We start from the raw sequence: 26,226 nt of genomic DNA, 5'->3' as shown, positions 1-26,226 counted from the left end.
TCGCCCGTGCAGGCGCCTAGAACGGTTCGAAAAGCACGAGGAGAGAGATGGCCCGCTTGAGCATCCGCATCGATCTCGGACCGGATTGGCGGATCGGCCCCGGCAAGGTCCAGCTCCTCGAAGCGATCGCCGAGCACGGCTCGATCTCCGCGGCGGGCCGGGCGCTGGGCATGTCCTACCGCCGCGCCTGGCTCCTCGTCGAGGACATGAACAAGGGCTTCGGGCGCCCGGTGATCGAGGCCCAGATCGGCGGCAAGGCGGGCGGCGGCGCCCGGCTCTCGGCCTTCGGCACCGACGTCATCGCGCATTACCGGGCGATCGAGCGCGCCGCCGAGAAGGCGGCGGCGCCGTTCCTCGCCCGCCTGGCGCAGCCGGCCGATCCGGCCGTGTAGGATCTGCGGGCGACAGCGGCCCTCGAAATCGGTTCGCTCACCGCCCTCTGCGCGCCTGTCCGTCGTGCGGGACGCTTACGGGCGACGCTCGCTATGCATCTTCACAACCAGCGCCTGATCCCCGCCGTGCCTCGATTCTGCGCATCCCGAGCACGGCGGAGCATGTTCCGGTTTCCGGTTGATCGCTTCGGAAAGAGCATGGCCTGTCCGCTCCCCCATGTGGGGAGGAGAGGGGGCGTGGCCACAGGTGATCAACCGGAAACGGATGAGGGCATACCTTCGAAACAGCATCCCGGCGGCGGCGATCGTCAGGGCGCCGGCCGGAACCGCCTCGAGAAAAGCCGAGGACGATCGCCTCGGGCGCAACGGAGACCCGCGGAACCCTTCGAAACCCCGCCCCGCACCACGTCGCCATCGAACCCAACGCCATCGCGTCTCGTGGCAGGACGCAGGCGATCGGCACGGTCATTTTGTCCACTCTCAAGAGAAAAGCTGGCGGATAAAGTCGACAAATTGTCCAGACGCCATCCGGCGCCAGATTTGTCCAAGTTCCTGCACAGCATCGCGAAATTCAGCATTTCCCCGAATGGCTCGGACATTGCTGACGCAACCTCCGAAGTGCGGCGAAGACCGCACCTCGAGAAATCGCGCCAGGAGGATCCATGTCCGTCACCATCGCCGCCGAACCCGGCTTTTTCAGTCGCGAGCGCACGGTCGCCGCGCCCAGCTTCAACCGTTGGCTGGTGCCGCCGGCCGCGCTCGCGATCCATCTCTGCATCGGCATGGCCTACGGCTTCAGCGTGTTCTGGCTGCCGCTCTCGCGCGCCGTCGGCATCACGCAGCCGGTCGCCTGCCCGGCCGAGATGGGCTTCCTCGGCTCCCTGGTCGCGACGGGCTGCGACTGGAAGATCAGCCAGCTCGGCTGGATGTACACCCTGTTCTTCGTGCTGCTCGGCTGCTCCGCGGCGGTCTGGGGCGGCTGGCTGGAGCGCGCCGGGCCGCGCAAGGCCGGCCTCGTCTCGGCGCTCTGCTGGTGCGGCGGCCTGCTGATCTCCGCGCTCGGCGTCAGCCTGCACCAGCTCTGGATGCTCTGGCTCGGCTCCGGCGTCATCGGCGGTATCGGGCTCGGCCTCGGCTACATCTCGCCGGTCTCGACGCTGATCAAGTGGTTCCCGGACCGGCGCGGCATGGCCACCGGCATGGCGATCATGGGCTTCGGCGGCGGCGCGATGATCGGCGCGCCGCTGGCCGACTGGCTGATGCGCCAGTTCGCCAGCCCGACCTCCGTCGGCGTCTGGCAGACCTTCGTGGCGATGGCGCTGATCTACGCCGTGTTCATGACGGCGGGCGCCCTCGGCTACCGGGTGCCCCGGGAGGATTGGAAGCCGGCCGGCTGGACGCCGCCCGCCACGACCAAGAGCGCCATGGTCTCCTCGCGCAACGTCGATCTCGGCGTCGCGACCCGCACGCCGCAATTCTGGCTGATCTGGGCCGCGCTCTGCCTCAACGTGTCGGCCGGCATCGGCGTCATCGGCATGGCCTCGCCGATGCTGCAGGAGATGTTCGGCGGCCGTCTGATCGGGCTCGACATCCCCTTCGGCCAGCTCGATGCCGCGCAGAAGGCGCAGATCGCGGCCATCGCGGCGGGCTTCACCGGGCTGCTCAGCCTGTGCAACATCGGCGGACGCTTCCTGTGGGCGACCTCGTCGGACAAGCTCGGGCGCAAGCTCACCTTCGCGATCTTCTTCCTCCTCGGCATCGTGCTCTACGCCGCGGTGCCGACGCTGGCGGGTCTCGGCACGACGCTGTTCTTCGTGCTCGCGGTCGGCATCATCATCTCGATGTACGGCGGCGGCTTCGCCACGGTGCCGGCCTATCTCGCCGACATGTTCGGGACCAAGATGGTCGGCGCCATCCACGGGCGGCTGCTGACCGCCTGGGCGACGGCGGGCATCCTCGGCCCGGTGCTCGTCAACTACCTGCGCGAGTACCAGATCGCCGCGGGCCTGCCCAACGCGCAGGCCTATAACCAGACCATGTACATCCTGGCCGGGCTCCTGGTCCTCGGCCTGATCTGCAACCTCCTGGTCCGGCCGGTCGCGGCGCGCCATTACATGGCCGAGGACAAGGCGGCTCCCGCCGCGGTCCGTCCCGAGGCGCAGGCGTCGCTCGCCGCGACGCCGACGGCCGAGCCCACGGCGTCGCCCGTGCTCGTCGTGCTGGCCTGGGCGGCGGTCGGCGTGCCGCTCGCGGTCGGCGTGCTGATCACGCTCCAGAAGACGGCGATCCTGTTGCATTGACGCGCCCCTGCAACCCGCCGGCCCCGTGCCGGCGGGTCGGCGCATCGCCAGCGGGAGGGAATTCCTCTAAGAGTGCCTCACAAAACTCCCGGTCACCGGCCGCGTCCCATTCGACCGCGACGGCGCAGCGGGAGTTTTGTGAGAGACACGAAGCAGGCGTCGCTCCGGGCCTGCTTGCGGCAGCCCCTCCCGCTGGCCCGATCGCGGTTCCATGACAGACGGCCCAGGCGCGACAGACGCTTCCGCTGCGACCAGCGACCCGTGGCTCGCCAAGGCGCACATCCTCGTCGTCGACGACGAGCCCGGCATGCGCAACTTCCTGGTCCGGACGCTGGCGCCGCGCTGCGCCCGGGTCGAGGCGGTCGGCGATACCGCCGCCGCGGGCCGGCTGATCGAGGCGAGCAGCTTCGACCTCATCATCCTCGACAACATCCTCGGCGGACGCACGGGGCTGTCCTGGCTCGCGGACCTGCGGCGCGACGGCCTGTTCACGGAAGTGATCCTGATCACCGCCTTCGCCGATCTCGAGACGGCGATCGAGGCCGTCCGGGCGGGCGCGGCCGACTTCGTGCTCAAGCCGTTCCGCACCAAGCAGATCCTCAACGCGGTCGTTCGCTGTCTCGACCGCTCGGCCCTGCGGCGGGAGAACTTCGTCCTGCGCCGCCAGCTGAGCCCGCCGGCCCGCGCGCAGGCCGTCGAGCGCATCGTCGGCACCTCGGCGCAGATGGTGCGCACCCGCGAACTCGTCGCCCGCGCCGCCGCGACCCGCAGCACCGTGCTCGTCACGGGCGAATCGGGGACGGCCAAGGAGGTCACGGCGCGGGCGCTGCACGAGCAGTCCCCGTTCGCCGACCGGCCCTTCGTCCCGGTGAATTGCGGGGCGATCGCCGCCGACATCATCGAGAGCGAGCTGTTCGGCCACGTGAAGGGCGCCTTCACCAGCGCCGCCTCGTCGCGCGAGGGTCTCTTCTTCTACGCTCAGGGCGGCACGCTCTTCCTCGACGAGATCGCCGAGTTGCCGCTCGCGCTGCAGGCAAAACTCTTGCGGGTGATCGAGGACCGCAAGGTCCGCCCCGTGGGCTCGGACCGTGAGATCCCGATCGATGTCCGCCTGATCGCCGCGACCAATGCCGACCTCGCCGAGCGGGTCGCCTCCGGCCGGTTCCGGGCGGACCTCTACTACCGGCTGGACGTCGTCCGCATCCACCTGCCGCCGCTGCGCGAGCGCGTCGAGGACATCGAGCCCCTCGCGCGGATGTTCATGGATCAGCTCTCGGCCCAGCTCGGGCTGCCGCCCCTGCCGATCCCGCCGAGCGTGCTGCAGCGATTCGAGGCCTATGCTTGGCCGGGCAACGCCCGCGAGCTTCGCAACCGGATCGAGCGCGCCCTGATCCTCGGGACCTTCGGCGAGCCCGGTTCCGGGGCGACCGCCGAGATCCGGACCGACGACCTCGCCGAGGTGGAGAAGCGCCACATCCTGCGGGTGCTCGCCGCCGCCGACGGGAATCGGGCCGAGGCCGCGCGGCGGCTCGGCGTGTCGCGCAAGACCCTCGACCGCAAATGCGCGGAATGGAATGCGTGACCGATCCGAAGGCGCCTGATCCGCCCCCGAACGTCTCGGGCCTGCGCTCGGTTCGCACGCGGCTGCTCGCCATCGCCCTGCTGCCGATGGGAGCGGTGCTTCCCATCGTCCTCGGCTTCGCCCTGTTCTGGTGGCTCGGGCAGTTCGATGCGCTCCTGGTCTCGAAGGCGCATGACGACCTGATCATCGCCCGCCAGTATCTGCGCCGCATCATGGAGCGCGGCGACGAGCAGATCGCGGCGCTCGGACAGTCGGCGGCCTTCGCCGAGGCGGCCCGCGCGGGCGGACTCGACGCCCTCCTGGAGGAGCGTCGGAAGACGCTCGGCCTCGACTTCCTGTACCTGACGGCGGCCGACGGCGTGATCGTGGCCGCCTCGCCCGCCGGAGCCAGACCGTCGGGCGGCGCGCGATGGCGGGTCGTCGACGCCGCGCTCGGCGGCAAGCCGGAGACCGCGATCGACGTGTTCGACGCGGACGCGCTGGACGCCCTCTCGCCCGGTCTCGCGGCGCGGGCACGCCTGGATCTCGTGCCGACGCCGGCCGCCGCCGAGACCGACCGCACCGTGGAGACCCGGGGCCTCGTCGTCCACTCCGCCAGCCCCGCGCCGCTGCCGGACAGCGCGGGCGAGGCGCGGACGGGCGCCCTCGTCGGCGGCTCGCTGCTGAACGGCAATCTCGGCTTCGTCGATACCCTCAACGACCTGATCTACGCCCATGCCGACCTGCCCGGCAGCAGCCAGGGCACGGCGACGCTGTTCCTCGACGACGTCCGGGTCGCCACGAACGTGCGCCTGTTCGGCAGCCGCCGCGCCCTCGGCACGCGGGTCTCGAGAGAAGTGCGCGACGCCGTGCTCGGCCGGGGCCGCATCTGGCTCGACAGCGCGTTCGTGGTGAACGACCGCTACATCTCGGCCTACGAGCCGGTCACCGACAGCACCGGCCGGCGGGTCGGCATGCTCTATGTCGGCTTCCTCGAACGCCCGTTCCGGCTGGCGCGCTGGGCGATGGTGGCGGCGGTCGTGGCCGCCTTCACCATCGCCGCCCTCGTGACGGTTCCGTTCCTGCTCCGCCTCGCCCGGGCGATCTTCAAGCCGCTGGAGCGGATGAACCGGACGATCGCCGCCGTCGATGCTGGCGACCTCGGTGCCCGGACCGGCACCGTTCTAAGCCAGGACGAGATCGGGCTCGTGGCCCGCCGCTTCGACGAATTGCTCGACCGTCTCCAGGCGCGCGACGCGGAATTGCGGGCCTTCGCGCGCGAGCTCGATGCCCGCGTGGAGGAGCGCACCCGCCAGCTCGAGGAGACCCGCCGGCAACTCGTCATGTCCGAGAAGCTCGCCTCGATCGGCGAGATCACCGCCGGCGTCGCCCACGAGATCAACAACCCGATCGCCGTCATCCAGGGCAACCTCGAGGTCGCGCGCGAGGCGCTCGGCCCCGCGGCCGACGAGGTCCGGACCGAGTTCGACCTGATCGACCAGCAGGTCCACCGGGTGAACATGATCGTCACCCGTCTGCTGCAGTTCGCCCGTCCGGACGAGTATGCCGGCTATGTCGAGACCGTCGTGCCGGCCGACGTCGTCACCGATTGCCTGGTGCTCGTCCGCCATCTCCTCGAACGCGCCGCCGTCGCGATCGAGAGGGGGGACACGGCGACGCGCACCGTCGAGGTCAGCCGGACGGAGCTGCAGCAGGTCGTGATCAACCTGATGGTCAACGCCATCCACGCCATGCCGGAGGGCGGCCTGCTGCGCCTGAGCACGCGGGACGAGGACCGCTCCGGCCTCGACGGCGTCGCGATCGAGGTGGCGGATACCGGCATCGGCATTCCGGCCGACCGGCTGCGCAAGATCTTCGACCCCTTCTTCACCACCCGGACGCATGGCGGTACGGGGTTGGGCCTCTCGATCAGCTACACGCTGATCGCCCGCTACGGCGGGACCATCACGGTCGACAGCGAGCTCGAACGAGGCTCGATCTTCGTGATCTGGCTCCCGACGACGCACCGTCCGGCTTGATATCCGGTGACCGCAGGTCCTGATGGTCGGCATCGCCGTGAGGCGGCCTGCAACAAAAGGCCCGCTCCGCAGGACGACCGCGCGAGACGCTAACGATTCGGTGGCTGAGGAGCTTGAGTGGCTGGGGGACCTGGATACGGACCAGTCTAGCCGGAAAGAAAAACCTGAAATCCTAAAGACACTTGGCCTTGCTGCCGCCACAGGATTTGTAGCAGTCCAGTGGAGCGGCGACAAGACTCAAGGCCGTCCGCGACGGGGTGGGCCGCCACCCGTGCAAACTATCACGGTCGGGACCACCATCTGGCCGTTGGCCGTCTCTCCAAGACCTACAGAACCGTGCCACAGCGCCGTTCAGGTCGAGCCGTCCTTCGCTCGTTCCTTCTCGTCACCGGACGAGACCATCAGCGCGATCCATCGATCCCCGTCGTATCGGTGACCAGCGGCGACCGCCCACCCGGCGCCGACGCTTATCCTTGAACGCTCAGGACTGCCGCACTCTACGCGTCGTCGGTATGACCGGTATGTTCGCTGACCTGCCAGTCGCACACCCCGTCGAGCACATAGAAGGCCTCTTCCTCGACGCGGTCCAGACCACAGCTTACTCCGCCCGAAGGCGTTCTCGTAGACATCGACGTTGCCAAGGCTCGGCAACGACATCCTGATCGAGGTGCCCGGCTCAAGCCGTCGTCGCCGGTTGAGCGTCCTCAACACCCGCACATAGCACGACCGTCTGATCGCGTTCGTGCCCAATCTCGGCCACCCGGTGACCTGCGGCTTGGAGGCGACCGACTGCGCGCTCGTGTGGCGTAGCCCACAGATCGTGATCACAAGGCTGTCGCGTTTCTTCAAGCGCCACGGCATCAGGCATAGAAAAAAATCACTGGCCACGCGGCCGAGCAGGATCGGGGAGAGGTCAAGTCGGCCCGCCTGTCCTGTTTCGAGGGCCAGTTCGATCTCGATCCGGACAGTCTCGTGTTCCTAACAAGACCATGACAAGGATGAGTCGCCGCTACGGGCGCGCACCACGCGGCGAGCGCCGCTGGGTGGCGGTGCCGTCTGGTCATTGGAAAAGCCATCACCGTCACCGCCAGCCAGCGCGCCAGCGGTTTGACGACCAGCGCGTTCTTCGACGCCGATGGCGGGCGCTCGCTTCCACGGCTATGTCGAGGGGACCTTGGTGCCGGCTCTGAGACTCAGCCATACGGTCGTGCTCGAACCTGCATACCTATAAGGTCAGCGTCATCGGCAAGCACAACGAGTTCGGTAGCGCGCCTCCTCGCCCGAACTCAACCCAGTCAAACTGGCCGTCGCCAAGCTCAGGGCCTTCCTGCACGCCGAGGCTGCCCGCGCCGTCACGGACCTCTGAACCATCCATTCAACGTGCTTTGAGGCGCTTCACACCAGATGAGTACCGCAACTAACTTCCCGCTGCACGCTACGACGCAGCTACCCCAACGTGCCCGGTTGATTCTCTGGCTCACCCTGCACTGAGAGACACCGTGGTTGCCGTAAATTAATCATCTAAACTTCATTATATAAGCTTTCGAAGTATGTCGCAACCGTTTTCACTGTATTGCGAAGTATAGCCGAGTTGTTACGGTCTGCCCTTCCCGTCAACACGCCATCCCAAGATACATCAGTCCCAGAGAATCGCGGAATTCGTTTTGCCGAACCGTATGCCATGATCGTCTTTCGCTTTTTCCCATGCACCTCGAAAATGTGGCCACGAGCTATTGTATCCGCACCTTTACAATCTAGATGATCTCCTTCTGGATCGTGAGCACAACCCATGTTGTGAGCGATTTCATGAATAAATGAAAAAACATCCCTGGAATTATCAAGATTTACTACTGAAAATCCCTTTTTAGGATTTCCATGATTTATTGAACCTAGGCAGTAAGCCACACTACCTCTACTTACCCTCAGCAAAGAAACCAAGTCTGCCTTGTCTTCCAACCTCCAACGAGCAATTTCGGGGTCATCTTTTATCATTTCGAGACATTCATCCGCTGCGGCGGGAAAGTCGCGATTGATCTCTCTTGCTGTATACGTAAATTTTGCATTAATATCGCACTCTGAGAAGTATTTAGTTGACTCGGTGATCATATCATCTATATATATATTCAACGATTCTTCGGATGAGAAGCTATCCTTTACCGAGGGTGTGTATAATATTAGTATTGAAATAATGTGTGGGTTACCCGATATTCTAGTTGTATCTATCGCTTTGATTGCTTTTGAAATTTTTTTACTATCCACCCCATCGCTTGACTCACAATCCTCGCTGAGATTTTTTACTTCGCAGTCACTTTCCATTTCCAAATTTATTTCTTTGATGACATGCATTTTTTTACTGAGCGGCTCAACTCGGAACATCTGCTCCTCGGTGAAGATAGTAGCCGAGAGCCGTTCGCCTCTTACTATGACAGTAACGTCGCTTTGTTTCGCCATGACGACAGAACCATAGAAGACAGTCTTATCTCTGGCACTCGTCTTTTGAGAAAGCAATAAGTTTACCTTAATGTCATCAAATAAATTAGCCGATAGTCCCAACCCGGCATTCTCTATATCATGTGCATCGTGCAGCAGGTTCAATGAACTTGGATTTATGTGTACTAGCCGATAGCGAATTGTACTGTCATTTATTGGAATTTTTCCATCATATCCTGTATCTGGCTCAATAAATACATCGGTTCCCATTTTTAACCTCCTGCTTGCAAAGTCGCGATCTTGTCAAGACAAATCTATCATGCATGCTTGATAAGATGACGAGTTCAGTCACTCTACTAATTCGATCATCCGAACGAAAACTGACTAATCTGGCGTACCTAGGTTGGCAACCGCCATGATCTTCGACAAGCCTCGCTAGGACTTACGAGCATTGTCTAGGCTAATAATCCAGAGCGGACGTCCCGCGATATAGAACGCATGTTAAGCCGAAACCGGGCGCAGCCTTAGAACGATCCTGGCGATTTATTCAATGAAAATATAAATAACGCTCAGAGAATATATTTCATTACCTGTGCGAAGCATGATAAAGAGACATGAAATTTGGCTTTATAAACATCAGATAAAATACTATAGCTTGGAAAACTCATCGCCGAGAATGCGATACAGATCAACGAATATCTTACGCTGTCGAAGTCAGTTGACAAACATTCTAAAAATGGCAGGATCGATGGAAATATCGATTGTGTGCCTCCCAGGAACTTCCGATGGATCGCGACCCCGAATCGAGGGAGTTCCTGGAGGCGAGCTTCTCGGGTGTCCCAGGCCCGAAGCTCACCCGCCGCGTTGTCCTGGCAGGGATGGGGAGCGCGCTTCTCGTCGAAGGCGCGCGGGCCACTGATACTGAAGACCTCCAACTGTTCTTCGCCGATGATCAGCACGAGAAGATCGTCATCTCCTATGGCGGCGTGGAGTGGCGCTGGGCTTGCAAGCTTTTCGGAGAAAAGGCGAGGTTCCGGCTCTTTCGCGAGAGCGCTGTCGTCGCCCTTGAGGACAGACCGCGAACCTGGGAGGCGAGCGCCTGGACCCTCACGGTCGAAAACGCCTCCTTCCCAGGGCGAGAGGCCGCCCCGCATCAACTGACCTTCCGATTCACCCGCGATCGGTCGGGTGTCGGCGCGCTCCGTCCTTGGCAGATCCTGCTGGAAACCTCGAAGTGGCCCGCAAAGGCAGACACGGCGCGACGGTTCGGTGTGCGGAACGGTCCGATAATCTCGCGATGCGAGCTCAGCAGCTTTCTCATGGGCCCGGACGGCGGGGAGGGCCTACCTTGCCTTGAGGCGGAGTTGCCGCCCGCGCTCGTGCAACCGACACTCGCCGGCTTCTTCGGATTGCGCGTTCAGGCAGACGGTCCGATCGTGCTCGGCCTCGACCGAACGCTCGCTTGGCGCGTCGCTGGAAACCTCTACATCTTGGACTACCCGCTTCGCTTTGCAAAGCTCACGATCGAGCGCAATTTCGGCACCGACGAGACGGCAACGGCGCGGCTCCCCAGACCCGCCGTCCCGGCTGGAGGACCGGGACCAACGCAAACTGCGGCGCACGGTCGCTCGCCGCCGCCCGCGTCGTGGACGCTGCGGCGGCGCTTGTTTGCCGAAGAGGCGCCCCGGCAGCGGGCCGACGCCAAGAGCGGCTTGCAGACGCCCTCTTCGGTTGGGCTCTACGCGGAGGCGGGCGGCCCGTTCCTGCTGCCTAGCCGCTTCGAGCTCGCTTTCGCGGGAGAGGGCGCTGGCCGCGTCGGCGCCACGCTGGCAATAGATGTGCCCTTCAAGCCCGAGAATCTTCGGGCAGGGCTGCGGCATTGGGGGCGGCCGGAGGAGACCGTCTCGGGACTCGTCTTGGAGGCGAGCGGCGATCGCGACGGGTTGCGGACGCTCGCCCGGCTGGAGATCTCGTCGGGCGACCCGAAGGCACCGACCGCGCCACCGACCGTCTTCAATCTCTCCGCCGTCACGATCACGCGGCAGCAGCGCCCGAGCGACCCGACTAGGCCCGGGCCGGCTCGAGTAGAGACCCGTGCCCTTCTGACGCCGAGCACGAAGGAGCACGTCCTCGTCACGCCGTTCGGTTCTGTGGAGGCGCGCGCCGCCCCGATGGTCTCGCCTCGGACAGCCTTGCCGGCGCGGGTTCCGCCAATCGTCATCAAGGCCGTGGACATCGATCCGCAGAAAGAGATCCGCCGTCTGGAGGACTTCGAAGCCACGCTCTCGATGGTATCGGCGGGCGTGCGGCTGCCGGAGCGCGCGGCCGGTCAGGACCCGGCCGCGACAGAGAGGCTAGGAGAGCACGTCACGCGTCTCGATTTCGCCGATGCAGAGTGCCGCTTCGTGCTCCCCGCGCTAGGCGCGGCGGCAGTGCCCGTTTCGGCGGATGCCGTAGTGCCACTTGGGCCCGATCCTGCCGCGCTTTCGCGCGGTGCGCATCTCGGTCTCGATCGCGCCAAGCTCACTGTGCTGCGCCCGACGGACCTGCTCTCGCTTTCCTATCACTTCTCCGGTCTGCTGCTCGAAATTCCGCGCCCTTCAGCAGTCAGCAGGCGGCCGCCTGCCCGGATCCTGCCCAGCCGCGGCGGCCCAGTCTGCCGGGCGGACAGCCCTGCGGCAACGCAGGACGGCACGCGCCACCCGACGCGTGACGAGCGGCCAGTCCTCGCCGTTGAATTCCCGCCCCAGCACGTGGTCGAGCGCGCCTACTTTCGCCAGATCCCCACGATCGACCTGCCGCGGCTGACGGATGCCCTGAAAAGCGACCAAGACAAGATCGACTTGGCGAAGCTCCGCGAGCCGAAGCCGCGGCGGGGGGCCGATCCGACCGGAAAGCACCGCAAGGAGCGGCAGGCCGCGCGCGAGCGGCTCGATCCGGAGGTGACCGCGCTCCTGATGGCGGACCTCCAAAGTACCAAGGAGGAGGTGAAGAAGCAGGCACAGAGGCACTTGGACCTTCGCCGCGACTTCAAAAGACGCACGACGGAAGCGAAGCTACCCAAGGAGCAGCGGATCTATCTGGGGCCGGACTTCCTCGACCCTGACGCGCGCCGCATCGCGCTGGCAATCCTCGGTCCGCATGCCGCAGAGGCCGCGCTGGAGGCTCCCGATGTCGAGCTGTCCGCCGAGCTCAAGCAGGCGGCGCTGGCGGCGCTGAACGACGGGAGGGACTCCAAGGGGGAGATTGACCCCACCAAACCGGAGCATGCGGCTGCTTCCGATGCCCTTGAGCTCGCCAAGGAAAGACGCAGTGGCGACTACGCGGAGTTCCGACGCGCGTTTCGACGTGAACACCTCAAGGCCAAGGGGAAACCTGAGCACGCGACCTATCGCGGTCGTGCCTGGTTCAAGGCGGTCCGAGACAAGCTACCGGCCCGCGTTGCCGACTGGACGGAGCGGTTCGGAAAGGATGCCACCGCTCCCCACGAAGACTTCGAAGAGCTGACGGAGGCGCGACTGTCAGGTCCGAGCCGTCTCGCGTTCCGGATCAATTGCGACGACTTCCAGGCCGAGCATGCGGGCGGCGGCATTCCCTTCTCGCTGGAGGGTCTGACGGATTGGGGCAGCTTCGACCTCTCCGTCGTCCGACGGGCAGAGAAACTGCCAGAGGCGCCCGCGCGGGGACCCGCTCAGCCACGCTGGGCCCGAACCTACAACTTGGACGATGCCGAAATTCTCGCCTTCCAGGGCATCGATGCAGGCGACCGGTTCGCGATCTGGGACGACACAACGCTGCGCGGTGGAAGGCCATCCGAGCCCGCGCCGAAGGAGGGAGAGCCGTTCCAGTTTCGGGCGAGCCGCCGGGCGCCCCAGGAGCGCCTGGCCCAGGTGGCGGCCTCGGCTCGCGAGGCCCCCGACCCGTTCCAAACTGCCATCGAGCTGCCTTTCCGCCTCTTCCTCTCGCCGGCCCAGGACGGCACCTGGGTGACCCCGAGCGACGCGGTTAGGCGCAAGGCTTTCCGCAAGGAGGATGGCGACCTCGTTGAGACCTGTAGAGAGTTATGGTCGGCAACGCTGTCCGGCCAAGGGGTGGAAGCGGGCGTCAGGGCTGTGTGGTCGCCGGACTTTCGCCCGGCGGCGCTGTTGTCGACCAACGATCCCGGCGCCCCGCCTCACGGCCCGTTCGCGCCCTGGTCGCTGCCTCGTTCCCTGGGCGTCAGAACTAAGCCTCCAGAAAGGTTGGAGGGACTGCCCCGCTTCCGCACCTCGCTCGACGCCTATGACCGCCACGAGCTCGTGGTGCTCTCGTCACTACACGGATTGCCCGTGCTTGGCCGCCGCGACGTGAACGGCGAGATCCTGGGCGGCAGCCAGTTCGACCCGCCGGCCGGCTACCGCCTATCTAACATGCGCTACGACGCGCCGGCGAAGCGCCGTGGAAGCACGGAAACGTTCGATACGACCCCGCGCGACTACAGCGCCATCTACCGACCGCAACCTTTGGCGATCACCGAGCTCGCGCTTACCGCGCTCGGCGGCAACCTGAACCTCGACACGAGTTTCACCCCGCCAGCCTCAGCCCGCGTCGATGACGGCTCGCCTTACGGCCGCAACCTCTTCGACGCGTTCTCGATCGAGCGTTGGCGGCACCGCACGGTGCTCGGCCGGGATGTGCTCGTGGAGGTCGTCTACAAGGGCTTCCTGTTCCCCATCGGACACAAGGCAACGCTGGTGAAGATCACCGAGCGCCGCTTCGAGGCTGTCGTGCCGGGCGGGCCGCCTGTGTCGGTCCTGATCCAGCGCAAGTTCCTGCGGGTCGGCGAGCCCGTGAAGGCCTTCCCAGCCTACGACCACCCGAACGAGGGCCGGCGCTGGCCCTGTGAGCGGGTTACCATGCTGACTCGGCGCACGCCGGACCTGATTGACCCGGACGATGAGGCCGGCGAGCTTAAGATCCTGCAGGTCCCGGGTAGAACCGGGCAGATATTCTGGCCGCGGACCGCCAACGTTCAGGGTGCCGAGGTCGGTTTTCAGATGCTCATGGACGCTGAATCCGCACCCGTCACGCTGCCGCTCATGTTCGTCGACAACGTTGCCGCCAATGACGAGAAGACAATGGGTCTGCTTGTCGACTGGTACAACGCGCTCGATCCGCTACCGAAGATCGGCAGTCCCAAGAACGTCGCTCGGCGTCGGCTCAAGCGCAATGGACAGCCCGTACGCATGGCACCGGAGGCCAAGCCCGGCGACACGAGCTTCGAGACGGACCTCTGGGACCTGAAGGCTGAGGGTCGGGAGAGAGGCGGCGTTGGGCAGAGGGACAAGGATGGCAAGCTGCAGGTTCCGCCGACACCGAAGGACCCCGACAACCCGACGCCGGAGGAGGCCGGCTTCGTGGCCGCCTCGTTCTCGGTCAACAACCGCCGCTTCGATCGCGACCCTTTCATGGAGGGGCTCGACCAGCCCGCCTTCTACCCGCTGATCGACGTGGCGCGCGTGCGCCTGACCCAGGTCGAGCGGTTCACGGGCGGGGCCGTAACGTGGGCCTCGGTCGCTTACGACGGTTCCTACGTGGCCAAAGGCTTCGGCGAGACCAAGAAGGAAGGGAGTGACGCGACGCTTGCACCGGCCGGCGAAGTCTTCCTGCGGCTGATCTCGGGCTATGCTGACCTCGGCGATCCGGCCCCAATCAAGATGCGAATGGCGAGCGGCGACCGCTCGGGCGGGGTCGGCCAACCAAACCTCGACGTCGTCGGCATCTCGCGCTCAACCGGGCCGATTGGCCAGGCCGAGTCCGCTGCACCTGGCGCCGCGAAACCCGCCACGGCCGCGGAGGGCGCCGGGCCGGGGGAACTTCCCAAGGACGACGAGACCACCAAGGGGACAGAGGACCAGCGGACCTCCCTCCCCAGCATCTCGGCTCACACGGCTAACCCCACGCCCGAAAAGGTCTTTCCGACCGACGCCAAGCTGCTCGGCCTCGTACCATTGGCGGACGTCCTCAAGGTTGTCGGCAAGCGGCTGCTCAAAGAGCAGCCCCAGCTCAAGGAGGTCGTCGAGTACGGGGCCTCGGCCGCCCAGGGCGTCGGCGCGGAGGCACGCGCGCTCATCACCCAAACCGTCCTGAAACCGATCGAGGACATGCTCGACCAAGTCGACGCGACTTGGAGGGACATCGCGGCTCGCAACCTCGATCTGGGCGGAGGACGGTCGCTCAGTCTGGGCCAGGCCTATCCGCAGATCGGCGCAAGCCTGACGGCGCTGCGCGACGCGATCGCGGAAGCGCTGCTGCCGAGCACGGGTGACGCCACCTTTTTCGGCCTGCTCGCGAACGTCTACGAGGCCGGGCGGGCGCTGGTCGCCGCGATCGGCCGCATCCTGCGCGATCCCCTGGCCAGCGCGTCAGAGGCCCAGGTCGCGAAGCTGAAGGGGGTCGTGAGGGACATTCAGGAGGTCGCCAAAGAAATACCGGCGATCCTCAAGAATCTGCAGGACGACGTTGGGGCGAAGCTTAAGGACCTCCTGACGGACACGCTCGTTGACGCGTCCACGAGGGCGTGGCGCCAGGCCTTGTTCGCCCTGCCGCTCCCGGACGTACCGGTAGCACAGGCCCTTCAGGCGGAGCTAGCGGCGGCTGTCGACAACGCCCTGCGAAAGGCGCTGATGGAGACCCTGAAGGACGGCTTCGACCTTGCCGGCCTGCCGAGAAGGTTGGCGGAGGAGCTCGATCTCGAGGCCAAGCAGCACCAGCTTGCCGTCGCGAGGGCGCTTGAGAGCATCGCTGCCCGGGTCCAGGAGGAGGCGCAAGCACGATTGGAGGCGATCGCGACGCCATACCTGCGGCAGGTTGGTGCCGCGCTTCTGCGAGCGGAAACGGCAGCCAGGAGGATTCAACACGCTGTCCAGGCCGACCCTGCTCAGGTCTTGGAAACGCTCCGTGTTGTCCTCGTGGAGATTCTGAACTTGCCGGCCGTGATCTTGGTCGACGCCGAGTTCGTCGGCCGGCTGAAGGCAGCCGACGCGGCTTGCGGCGGCGTCGCCGGGCAGGTGGTCGAGAGCTTCGCCTCGCTGCTTGGGGCGCTCCTGCCCCCCGCGGCATCCACGGACGCCGCGGCCTCCCGGAAGGTGTCGGACGATCTCAAGCTCTACGGAGCGACCACGGTTGGATGCAGCGGCGTGCTCCCGGCCTCACCGGGAACCTCGGGCACGATCAGCCTCGGCGAGCTGTCTCAGGCGGGCTTGCGAGCAGTCGTTCAGTTGCACGTCATCGAATGCGCCTTCGAGAAGGCCGGCGTGGCGGGCTATAGGATCGCTAATACGACGGCGCTCCGGATCAAGCTCGCCGAGGCAATGCGTCCGCTCGCGGCCGACATCGCACGGCTCGAAGGTGAGATGGCGCGGGTCGCGAACTGGTCGGGCGATGCGGCGAAGGGGTGCCTCGTCCTGCCCGAGGAGGCGACCCGGGCCGTGGCCGCCGCCACAGCGGCGCGCGAGCGGGTCCTCGGCGAACTGAAGAAGCTCGTCGAGATCCTCCCGGCCGTGCGACCGGCCCTCAAGGACCTGCTGCTCGGGGTTGAGGAAAAGGCCGAGCAGGACGTGAAGAACGCGCTTCGGGCCGAGGTTGCGAAGGTGACCGACGCGCTCGCCCGAGCGGGCCTTGCGGCCACACGGATCATCAGGGCCGGAACCCTGGTCGCGACCGCCTGGAAGGACGGCAGCGAAGGCGACCTCGCGGATAGCACCGTTCGGAAGGCGAAGCTCGACGCGCTCGTGGTCGCGCTGAGAGCTATGGCCGAAGCGCTAGGGTCGAAGGAGAATCCGCAACCGGACATCCTGGCGGTGATCAAGGCGCTGACGGAGGCAGGCGGAGAAGTCGAAAGGCTCGATACCGCCGTTCGCGCCACCGCCAAGGGATGGCGAGAGACCATCGCCGCCGCGGCCGACGAGGCAAAGCTCGAGGACGCCATCATGGCTCTCGACAACGCCGTAAAGAGCATGCCGGTCTTGGTCGATGACATCCGGAAGACCGTCGAGGAGGGAATCGAGCGCGAGGCAACCAAGCTCGTCGCCCGCCTCTTGGTCGGGGCTGGCGCGACCTTCGCGGCGCTCGAGAGCCGCCTCCTTCCGATTGTGCAGCCGCTCGTCGAGGCCTTGGCGAAGGGGCTCGCGACGCTCGTGACCGAGCGGGTCAAGCTACTCAATACCTTGAAGGGTACAGGAAAGCCGAACGAAGACCCGCTGCTCAAGTCCATTCTGGCCGTCGTCTTGGGACGCCTGGGCGACAGTCTGCTGCTCGCGCCATGCCCTTCCCCGCCCGCCGAGGGATCTCCCTACAAGGAGTGCACTAAGTTCCCCGACCGGCTCGCATTCGAGGCGGACGTATTCCGGAGAGCCAAGGACGAGCTGGCCGGAGCCGGAGGGCTCGCCGGAGCGCTGAGCCTGGTCAGGCCACTGATCGAGGCCTGGAGCCAGGGCTCGCCCGAGCCCAGCCTAGCCGTGATCGTACGTCAATTCGCCTCGATCAATGCCGATTTCGCCCGCTCGTTGGTGCTCTCGGCAATCGATCTGAAGGCGATCCGGCGCGAGATCGATGCTCGCATCCGCGACCTCGTGCCGGCCCGCGTCGTGCTCCCCTACGACCTCGACAACGAGCTCGGTGCCTACCCGAAAGACGATGCGATCTTCCTGCCTGATCCGGGTACGAGGCTGACGCTGCAGGCGCGCACCGTCGTTCACCTCCTGCCGGGACCGTCCGGGGAGCTGAAGTCGCCTGAGTTTAGCGTCACCGGCGAGGTCGGCCCCTTTGCTGTCAATCTCCTCGGCGACGCGTTCGACGTCGTCAGGATCAAGTTCCACGGCCTGAGCTTCCAGGGCGGAAGCGGCCGCTCGCCCGACTTCCGCGTGCGCTTCAATACAGTCGTGATGGGCGAGAAGGCGGCATTCCTGCAGCCTCTACAGGATTTCCTGTCGCCTAAGGCAGGAGGCTTTTATCTCAAGTTCCTGACAGAGCGGCCGGGCCTGGAGGCCGGCTATGGGATCAACCTCGGCGTGATCGGGGTGGGTGCCCTCAGCTTCTCCAACGTCGTCCTGAACGCTGCCGCCCGCCTGCCTTTCGATGCCGGAGGCGAAGCCCGCTTCATCATCTCGATCGGCCGCTCTGACGCGCCGTTCCTGATCTCGTCGACGATCTTTGGCGGCGGCGGCTACCTCGCCCTGATCGCCAGCAGCCGCTCCATCGTGGGTTTCGAGGCCTCGTTCGACTATGGGGGCGTCCTCGCCTTCGGATTCGGCCCGCTCCAAGGGATCGGCCGCGTCACGATGGGCATCTACCTGCGCCGGGAGGAAACCCCACAAGGGGGCGTCAAGACTTCGCTCGGGGCCACCTTCTTCGTCGGCGGTTCGGCCCACATCGCCTGCTTCGGCTTCTCGACTTCGCTTCTCGTGCGCCTCGTCCAGAACGACGGAGGCCCGATGTACGGCGAGGCCACCTACACGTTCTCGTTCTCGCTCGGCATCGACGATATCGAGTTCAGCGTCCAGGTCAGGAAAAACGAGGGCCGCACCATGGGCAGCGCTCAGCAGAGCGCGGCCCTTGAACGCCCCGACGGCGGGTCCTCGCCCTCACGGCTCGGTCGCATCCGCTACGCCGCAAGCACGCTTCAGGCGAATGACGGCCCCCCGCTCATGTCGCTCGCGTTCCGGCCCGGCGCGGCGGCGCGAGAACGGGGCGAGCATTTGAAGGTCGATGGGTGTTCGCAGAGCCGAGATTGGGCGGGTTTCGCCCGGTACGTCGACGATAGGCTTCGCCCAGTCGGCGCGCGCAGGAGGCCCGGGCAGTGACGGATCGGATGGTCGGGGTCAGCGTCCGCTTCGTCCCGGCGGGCGTCGCCAAGGGGACGGGAGATGCTTGGCTGCTCCGCGGCACCCTGACGCTCGCGCCCGTGACCGGGCCGCCGGCGGAAGCGTGCGGGGGGAAGAAAGTCGACATCAGCCGCTGGCCGCAAGCCATTGAGGAACTGATCGGCCGCTTCGACGGCTCGGACCGGCCGGACGCATCCGCGCTCGCGGTCATGATCTCGGCCGTAAGGGAGGTCGCCGCCTCGCCTGATCGCCCAACTCCGAATAGAGGCACTTGGCGCCCCGTAGTTCGGGCCTTCGCCCGCAAGCAATCAGCCGTCGACAATGATGCGAGGAGCCGCAGGGACGCCCGTGCGAGGCAGGTCAACGAACTTGGCGAGATGTGGACTCGCCTCCTCGCACCGGGCGGCGACAAGGATTGGGCGAGCCTCTTGGCCGCGCTCGAAACGGGGACCAAGCCAGGTGGTGTGAGCGTTCCCAAGTCGGCGGCCGAGCGGCTTGCGAGAACGAGAGTGGACGGGACCGGGGACAAGCAGGTTCCTGACATATTGCCGACGGGTCGTGGCGAGATGGGTCTGCTCCTGGCACTGGAGCGCGGCCGCTCGGTCCTAGAACGGCTTCGCGACCCGACCGACGCGGCGGCTGATAAAGTGGTGCCCCCCTTTCCGCCCGATCGCGACGGACGCCGAGGCGAGCGGTTACGGACCCGTGCGCCCAGGGCAGCGAACGGCGCACTGGCTCTCCTTCCGTGGCTCGACGTTATCGAGCCGGCGCGTGTCCGCTACGCGCAGGCTACCGCCACCGACGCCGGTCCGGAGCCCTCGCCAGCGGTGGGCGGCGGGGCGGTAGCCAAGCTCAGCTTGGAGGAGACGCGAAAGCGGCAGAGGTTCGCCTCCGCGAGGGAGCGCGCCGCGGCCAGTCGGCGCCTCAACCAAGAAGTCGAGAGCGAGCGAACGCGGACGGACGCGCAGGTTGATGCGCGTCGTGACTACATCAACGCGAAATCGTCCGCGCAGGTCGAAAAGGGGCTACTTGGGCTCACGCGCATCAGGGTCGCCTGCGCTTCCCCGGCCGAGAGCCGCGACTGCGTGGCGAAGGACCGGCCCAAGGAGTTCGACGGCACGCTCCAGCGACTACGGGTCCTGCACGCGGCCGCGACCCGCGTCGACGAACTCGATCCTCAGCACCAAATATCTCCCCATGAGCGGTCGAGGCGCCTCGAAGGCGTTGAGGCCGCGCGGGCCCGCTACTTCGCCCTTCAGAGCCAGCCGGCCTTGGCCCGTCTGTTCAACCTCGCCGTCGATGTAGTCATACCGCTGGACGATGGAGTCCTGAAAGACGTCGAAGCGGCGCGCGTTCAAGACGAGGTCGTTGGCGGCGGACGTCGGGCCGAGGCCCGCTACCTCTTCGTGACCGCGCGCGTCGGTCTCCCGTGCGACCGTCTCGTCTGGACCACCTGTAAGATCCGCCTGAACGGCAACCGCGAGCCAACCCACTTCTGGGCCTGCACGCGCGAGGAGCTCGACGCCCGAGCCATCGGCTGGAGTCAGAAACAGGTTCTCGACCGGGCGATCGCGACCCAGATGGACGGGCTGCTTGATCTTGGGGCTGCCCGGACCGAGGGCGGGGTCTGCAACCCGCGCTTCGACCTGCAGACGCTCGACGCCCCGCGCGTGAGCGAGGGCGAGCTGCAGACCGTCACTAAGGTGCACGCGACCGAGACGAAGCTCACGCCGGTCACGACGCTCGTCAGCGCCGGTCTCGTCTTGGTCGACCGCTGGCGGCAGAGCCAGGCCGTGTTCCAGGCCGTCGCGAGCAGCGAGCGCCGCGAGCAGGCCAAAAAGGCAGGGCCACGCGACGAGGTCGTCGACGTGGAAGACCTGACGGTCGGCCTGAAGCTCGATCTAGGAATGGACATCGCGGGAAAGAAGGGCAAGGAGCGGGCCTGGAGATCCCTCGTCGATCGCGACATCGCCTTTGCGCGCGAAGGCAAGAGGCTCTTCGAGGCTGAAATCGCAACGCTCGTCCCTAACGAGGCTGAGCGCCGAGAGCTGTTCTCGGCCGTCCTGACGCTACCCTCCAGGTTACGGACGAACAGCGCGCAAAGTGGGGAGGGGAAGGTCAGCGAGAGCAAGGACACTCCGCTGCCGCCCGCGACCGCCTTCGTCGAGGAAGTTGTGGCGCAGTGGCACGGGTTGCCGCTCGGCGTCGACCTTGAAGGCGGGGAGGTTCCCCTCGCCGAGACCGGCCTTCTCCAGCTCTCACAGACCTATAGCCTGCCTGACACTCCCGACCGGCCGCGGCCGCCGCGGCAGCGCTTCGGTTGGCCCTATCGGTTCGGGGTCCGCCCACAGCTCGCCGGCGGCGTCGCGTTGTCGCTGAAGGAAGCCACGGCCCTTTACGACGACGGCCATCTCCACCGCTTCGCGCTCCCGAAGACCAGGGACGGCAGCACAGGCCGACGCGTTCTGCGCCACGAGCGCATCGAAGGACCGGTGATCGCAACCTCGCTTAGCATCTTGCAGCGCGACGTCCGCGGGCCTCAGGAGACCGCTACCGAGCTCGTCGTGCGGAGCCAAGCGAGCGAACCGCAGCCAGGCGCCTCGCCGACTTACGCGCCGCTCGGCCGGCTTACCACCCATCGCATCTTGGTACCGCCGCCGGTCTCACTCGACTTCGCCGACCGACACGACATGTTCGAACCCAAGCCCGGCCGCGAGCCGCCCGGCGGCCTGCGCGCGGTGGATTACGACACGCGGCCCAAGGGCGGCTTCCCGATCTGGAGCACGCAGGAGACATCCTCCGGCAAGGTCTATCCGCAATGGAACCCGGGCGAGTGCCGTACCGGACCGGACCGTCGCGAGGTGTGCCCTTACCCGGAACCGACCGGCGACGCCATCTTCCGACCGATCGGAGCCGGCATCAAGCCTGACGATAGGAAGGTCGCCTACTATCCGGACCCAGCGGCGGACTTCATGGTGTTTCGCCTGCGCCGGCCGGACGGCGGGGATCTGCCCGGCAAGTTCCTAGTGGTCCCGATCAGGCAGAAAGGCGTAGCCTTTCCCGAGGTGACCCCGATCGTGATCGACGTGGTCGCGACCCTGACCCGCTCGGAAAAGGAGCCGACGCACGAGCGCATCCTAGGGCTCGACGTCGGTTTGGGCACTGAGTCCTTCGTGACCGGTTTTTCCGGCCTGGAGAGACAGCCGGCGGCGGTCTTCGTGGATGCCGGAGAGACCATCGAGAGGAAGGCCGGTTCCGGCCGGGTGCAGGCGACCCGGGTACGCGTGCTACTGGAGCCCGGCGAAAGCTTTCAGCTGGATGCTTGGTGCCTCCCGTCGCCGGACAGCCTGGTGGAGTGGTTCGACGTGGTCGAATCCGCGGCCCTGGTCGCCGATGCTTTTGGCAGGACGCCCGCGACCTGCCAGAACCGGGCAAAGTTCCTTGGAGGCGTCGCGGACTTCCTCGGCCGCGAGTTGGACAGCATCGAAAATCGCGCTCGCCGCTCCGACTGGCACGAGCGTGATGACGAAGTCGGGTGCGGCGGCGGGCAGCTGCCACTGCCGCCGCGCTTCGCCCTCGAGTGTGTCGCAGGCCTTATCAGAGATGGAATGCTGGCGGGTGTCGTGCCCGAGGTCGCCGCCCGAACCACAATCCGTTGCACACACGCGATAAACAGACCTGCCCTCCCGCCGAGCTTCGAGGTCGCCGGGGCGCCTCAACCCAACCTCACGCCGCGCTTCGCCCTGCAACGACTCGATGCCGCGGAGCGGTCCAAGACCCTGGCGGAGAACGCAACCGGCGAATTCCAGCTAGTCGGAAGCTGGTCGACGGAGCGTGCGGTCCCAGGCAGCACCGACGTCGTGCTCGGCGGTACGATCTGGATGGATCTTGCCACGACCCGCTTCCTCGAAGTTCGGGCGAATGGCCCCTCCCTAGTCTCGGCCGCCTTTGACGATCCGCGGCGCGGTCGCTCGGCTGACGACCGGGCACGCGGCATCTGGCCGAACGACGCCGAGCGGGACGCACCGAGGCCGATCTGGCGCCGGCCCTTAAGCATGTTCGGCTTCGAGGTGCGGGAGGACGGAACGGTCGAGCTGCCCACCGAGCAAGCGAATCTGCTCCGGCTTGAGGATTTCGGCACGGTCGACGCCGCCCCGGGCCTACGACCGGTCAACATCCTTGCGCGCCAGCGCGAGCGCGTGAACAGCGAGGTGGACAGCCCTGATCCGAAGCTCCCTCTGCCGCCGGTCGAGCGTGTCACGCGAGGGATTGCCTATCCCGACAAGGTTCCCGACACCAAGGCCCGCATCCTCACCGTCGAACTCGTCGCCGGATCGAAAACGGCCCCGCTGATCTGGGACGCGACGGGCGCGGCGCTCGGTGCCGACCAGCAAGTCGTGAGGAGCGAGACACGCCGTGTGGCGCTGCCCTCAACAAAGGCTCCTGCCAAGGTCGACCCGCTGTCACTGGTTCCGGCTTTCGCTACGGAGAGCACAGTCATAACCGGCGCCTCAACGCAGCCGACCCTGCGCCTCGTCCGGACAGCGCGCCTTAGACTTCGCGCACGACGTCCCTGGTTCAGCTCGGGAGAAGGCGAGCGGCTCGGGATTGTGCTCTGGCCCCCCGAAATTCTCGATGGCGGAATCGATGCCAACACCGACCTCGCGCATCGAGGCTATGACGTGGAAGCCGACGAGCAGGAGCGGATGAACCTGCGCGGTTTCTCGGACGTCGACCTCGGCCCGGGAGGGGCCTTCGTCTCGCGCTGGGGCGCGGACCCGATCAAGGCGGGTGCCCGGCCGCGGGGCTGGCTCCTCTCCCCGACTCAATTCCGGGACGTGTCTTTCGGGGCGTACGGGCAGCCCCGCGGCCGGGCGGACCGGCGATCTTGGACGCCCCTGAAGGAGGGAGCCGAGCGGGACGAGGTCATCTACGTACCGCATGTGCGAATGCCGCTGCCGGTCGAGCCGGCGGCTTCGTTCCAGCCCGCCGCGGCGCCGCCCCCCGTCAACTCGGCCGCTTCCTCGCCGCCTGCGGCCGCCCCAGCCGCGGACCTTCCCAGCATGGAAGTGGCACTTTTGGCGTATCGGCCGCGCTTCGACGTCGATGCCGAGCATTGGTATTTCGACCTCGACATCGATCCACTGGAGGTGCCCGAGCCCTTCGTCCGACTCGGGCTCGTGCGTTACCAAGCCAACGCCCCCTCCGCGCTGCGGGTGTCGGAGCCCACGGTCGAGTGGGCCCAGCTCCTGCCCCGTCGCGAAGTCGAGGTACGGCCGAACGGGCGGCGCGTGACGGTATCCGTGAAGGGCGCCGGCTCTCACCTTCCCGCCCCGACCCGCGGTGGAGCCACGACGAGGGAGGACGCCTCGGCGGCAGCGATGGAGCACGGGCCCTTCATGACAATAGTTGTCTACCGGCGCTCGGCCGACGGGATCGAGACGGTCGCGAGGCTCGCCGCGCCGAAGGTCGGGGAAGGTGCACGCCGAGATCGGCTGCCGCTGCGCACCGACACCTCCGCAATCCCGTCCGAGCCGGATCGACAGGCTCGGGAGCGTGCCGAGGAGGCGGTCCGCCCGAAGCAGGACGGGGCCGGGCTCTGGTGGGAAGCGACCTTCGATCTCGACGAGGACCCGCAGTCCCCCGCCGAGCAAGGAGCAACCTACGCGGCCGTCGTAACCGAGGTGAACTTGATGCGGCCGGGCACCTACCCGGAGGAACCGTTCGACCCAGCCAAGGCCGAGGACAAGGATCGCCTCGTTCCTTCAGGGCCACGCTTCGCGGCTCGGATCGCTATTCCGCGGCAGGACGCGCCCAAACTCCCGCACACGCCTGTAGTCGAGAAGCCAACTTTCCTGTTAGTTCATGGGGAGAGCTGACCGTATGCCCGAGGCCACCTTTTTCGACAACCGAGCGACATCCTCGAGCCTTGATCGCTCTCGACCCAGGAAGCTTGCGCCGACGCGGCGCGTCGCAGCCGTAGCCGTCGGGCTTCTGGTCGCCTTTGCAGCCCCGGCACGCGGTAAGACGATAGACCTCAGCAACAAGACCGATCCGGCAGGTGTATTCAACGTCGCCTTCTGCGGCCGTCCATCTCCCGACCCCTCCGGCAAGCCGGGCCACGCCTTCGTGTCCTATAGTCACAAGAAGGTCGATGGCGACCGCGACTTCCTGGCGATCGGCCACACAGTCCCGCCCGGGGCAGCCATCGGAGGCGTGGTATGGTCCTATTTCGGCGGCGCGGTCTCCGGCCTCCTCAAGGAGGAGCTCTACACGAGCGTCAAGCAAAACTGCTTGGACGTCCAAGTGAACCAAGACGACTACCGGAGAGCTCGGGCGCTTGCGGCCGATCCGCTTGTAAAGATGGGGCTGACGACCACCGAGGGAACCGTTTTTCAGGCCTACCGGCTCGGCAGCCAGGACTGCATGAGCTTCCTGATCGAGGTCGCGCAGACCCTCAAGTCCCGCGGGCTGAAGGTGCCGGACCGAGGCGCGACCGACGTGCCGATGGCCTACGTTCAGAGGCTGATCGACACGAACTGAGGGCCAAACAGTTCCAAGCGTGAGCTAGCCAAACCAATTCAGCATGGATGGTCATCATGAGAATTGCGGCCGTGCTCCTGCTTGCGGCGACGGCCATTCAGACTGCGCCCGCCATGGCAGCCTGCGCTTGTGGACCCGATTTCTGCACGGACGATCCACGTACGGACGCCCTGCTCGCCAAGAAGAAGGCGGTGCTCGCACGCGAATACCCAGTGCGTCTGGTCGCGCTCTTGTACCGCGGGCCGCAATGTGTGGCTCGGGTGACGCGTTCACCCGATATCTTCACGATCCTCGTCGTTCAAAACAACAACGCCAAGGAAACCGTGCCCTGGTCGGCCGAGAATCAAAAAAACGTGACGGTCAAAGTAAAGGCTGGGGAGCTAAGTAGGTTCTGGATCTACAATGCGAGACGTGCCTTCAGTTGCTGCGGGGAGCCAAGCTACGACAAGATGTCTGACTACGATCGCGAGGACGACGTTAATGCTTCACGCGCGATCCGGTGCGATAAGGACAAGCCCTGTTAATTAAATTTTGTCCAGGCTTGCCGAAAAAAGTTAGAGAACTTTCCAATATGCGTAACGTTTTACAGAGATAAGCCTAATTAGTCCCACCCCCCCTCCGATGACCGCGTCAGACTGCTTGCAACACCTCGAAGACGGCAGACTTGCATTGTTGAACATCCGACGCTAGGTTAGGGTCCCTCAACTGCACTGCATTCGCAAGGGCTCTTTCGCCTTCCATACTCCGAGTTTGGACTAGGATGAAAATGAGATTCGCAGCGCGCTCTTCAAGTCTCTCCGGACGTCTACTTGGATCACTGGAGATTTCGATTGTCATTGCAACGACGTCGCTGGGACTCTCGCTTGCGCGAGCAGAGTACAAGGAATGCAAAGTACTACAGAAACGCGTCGGCGGAGCCGCTGCGGATTGGAAGTTTGAGGCCGTAGCTGCCGACGGCAAGAAGACGACGATCTGCGTGAAGGGGAAGACGATCAACGAGACGGCGGCCAAGCAGGCGTGTCGCCAAGGCGAATATGACGACGAGTCCGATTGCAAGAAGTGGTAACCGGTCCCGGCCGCCCTTTCACTGAAAATGGG

At 65.7% G+C, this 26,226-nt stretch carries 10 protein-coding genes and 2 pseudogenes; 11 read left to right on the top strand and 1 reads right to left on the bottom strand.

Annotated elements, in window-relative coordinates; genetic code table 11:
* Nucleotides 1-47: 47 nt before the first annotated feature.
* From ABS772_RS23535 to ABS772_RS23510, 6 genes and pseudogenes are all read left to right on the top strand, one after another.
* Nucleotides 48-392, top strand: coding sequence for a winged helix-turn-helix domain-containing protein (locus ABS772_RS23535; RefSeq protein ID WP_350397110.1), 345 nt, complete (start codon nt 48-50; stop codon nt 390-392).
* A gap of 662 nt (nt 393-1,054) precedes the next feature.
* Nucleotides 1,055-2,692 carry an OFA family MFS transporter gene (locus ABS772_RS23530; RefSeq protein WP_350397109.1) on the top strand — a complete coding sequence of 546 codons (1,638 nt, stop codon included), beginning with the start codon at nt 1,055-1,057 and terminating at the stop codon, nt 2,690-2,692.
* 211 nt (nt 2,693-2,903) lie between these two features.
* Nucleotides 2,904-4,274, top strand: a complete 1,371-nt coding sequence (locus ABS772_RS23525) for a sigma-54-dependent transcriptional regulator (RefSeq protein WP_350397108.1) — start codon at nt 2,904-2,906, stop codon at nt 4,272-4,274.
* A complete protein-coding gene (locus tag ABS772_RS23520; protein ID WP_350397156.1) occupies nt 4,262-6,292 on the top strand; it encodes a sensor histidine kinase in 2,031 nt (676 codons plus the stop codon). The genes ABS772_RS23525 and ABS772_RS23520 overlap by 13 nt, the downstream gene beginning before the upstream one ends.
* Before the next feature lie 627 nt (nt 6,293-6,919).
* A pseudogene (locus tag ABS772_RS23515) lies at nt 6,920-7,079 on the top strand (IS110 family transposase); the annotation flags it as partial.
* A 9-nt stretch (nt 7,080-7,088) separates the two neighbouring features.
* Nucleotides 7,089-7,713, top strand: a pseudogene (locus tag ABS772_RS23510) (IS630 family transposase); the annotation flags it as partial.
* 100 nt (nt 7,714-7,813) lie between these two features.
* Here the strand turns inward: ABS772_RS23510 and ABS772_RS23505 are convergent.
* Nucleotides 7,814-8,992, bottom strand: coding sequence for a M12 family metallo-peptidase (locus tag ABS772_RS23505; RefSeq protein ID WP_350397107.1), 1,179 nt, complete (start codon nt 8,990-8,992; stop codon nt 7,814-7,816).
* 515 nt (nt 8,993-9,507) lie between these two features.
* Here ABS772_RS23505 and ABS772_RS23500 point away from each other — a divergent pair.
* From ABS772_RS23500 to ABS772_RS23480, 5 genes are all read left to right on the top strand, one after another.
* On the top strand, nt 9,508-18,564 hold the full coding sequence (locus ABS772_RS23500) for a hypothetical protein (protein WP_350397106.1): 9,057 nt from the start codon (nt 9,508-9,510) through the stop codon (nt 18,562-18,564).
* On the top strand, nt 18,561-24,464 hold the full coding sequence (locus tag ABS772_RS23495) for a hypothetical protein (RefSeq protein WP_350397105.1): 5,904 nt from the start codon (nt 18,561-18,563) through the stop codon (nt 24,462-24,464). The genes ABS772_RS23500 and ABS772_RS23495 overlap by 4 nt, the downstream gene beginning before the upstream one ends.
* Nucleotides 24,465-24,468: 4 nt before the next feature.
* Entirely contained in the window at nt 24,469-25,128 is a 660-nt protein-coding gene (locus ABS772_RS23490) for a hypothetical protein (protein ID WP_350397103.1), read from the top strand.
* Between the two features lie 56 nt (nt 25,129-25,184).
* Nucleotides 25,185-25,652 carry a hypothetical protein gene (locus tag ABS772_RS23485; protein WP_350397101.1) on the top strand — a complete coding sequence of 156 codons (468 nt, stop codon included), beginning with the start codon at nt 25,185-25,187 and terminating at the stop codon, nt 25,650-25,652.
* Between the two features lie 242 nt (nt 25,653-25,894).
* On the top strand, nt 25,895-26,194 hold the full coding sequence (locus ABS772_RS23480; protein ID WP_350397100.1) for a hypothetical protein: 300 nt from the start codon (nt 25,895-25,897) through the stop codon (nt 26,192-26,194).
* Nucleotides 26,195-26,226 lie beyond the last annotated feature (32 nt).

Origin of the sequence: Methylorubrum podarium (assembly GCF_040270385.1) — a bacterium.
GTDB classification, from domain to species: domain Bacteria; phylum Pseudomonadota; class Alphaproteobacteria; order Rhizobiales; family Beijerinckiaceae; genus Methylobacterium; species Methylobacterium podarium.
This window is presented reverse-complemented; position numbering and strand designations above follow the sequence as displayed.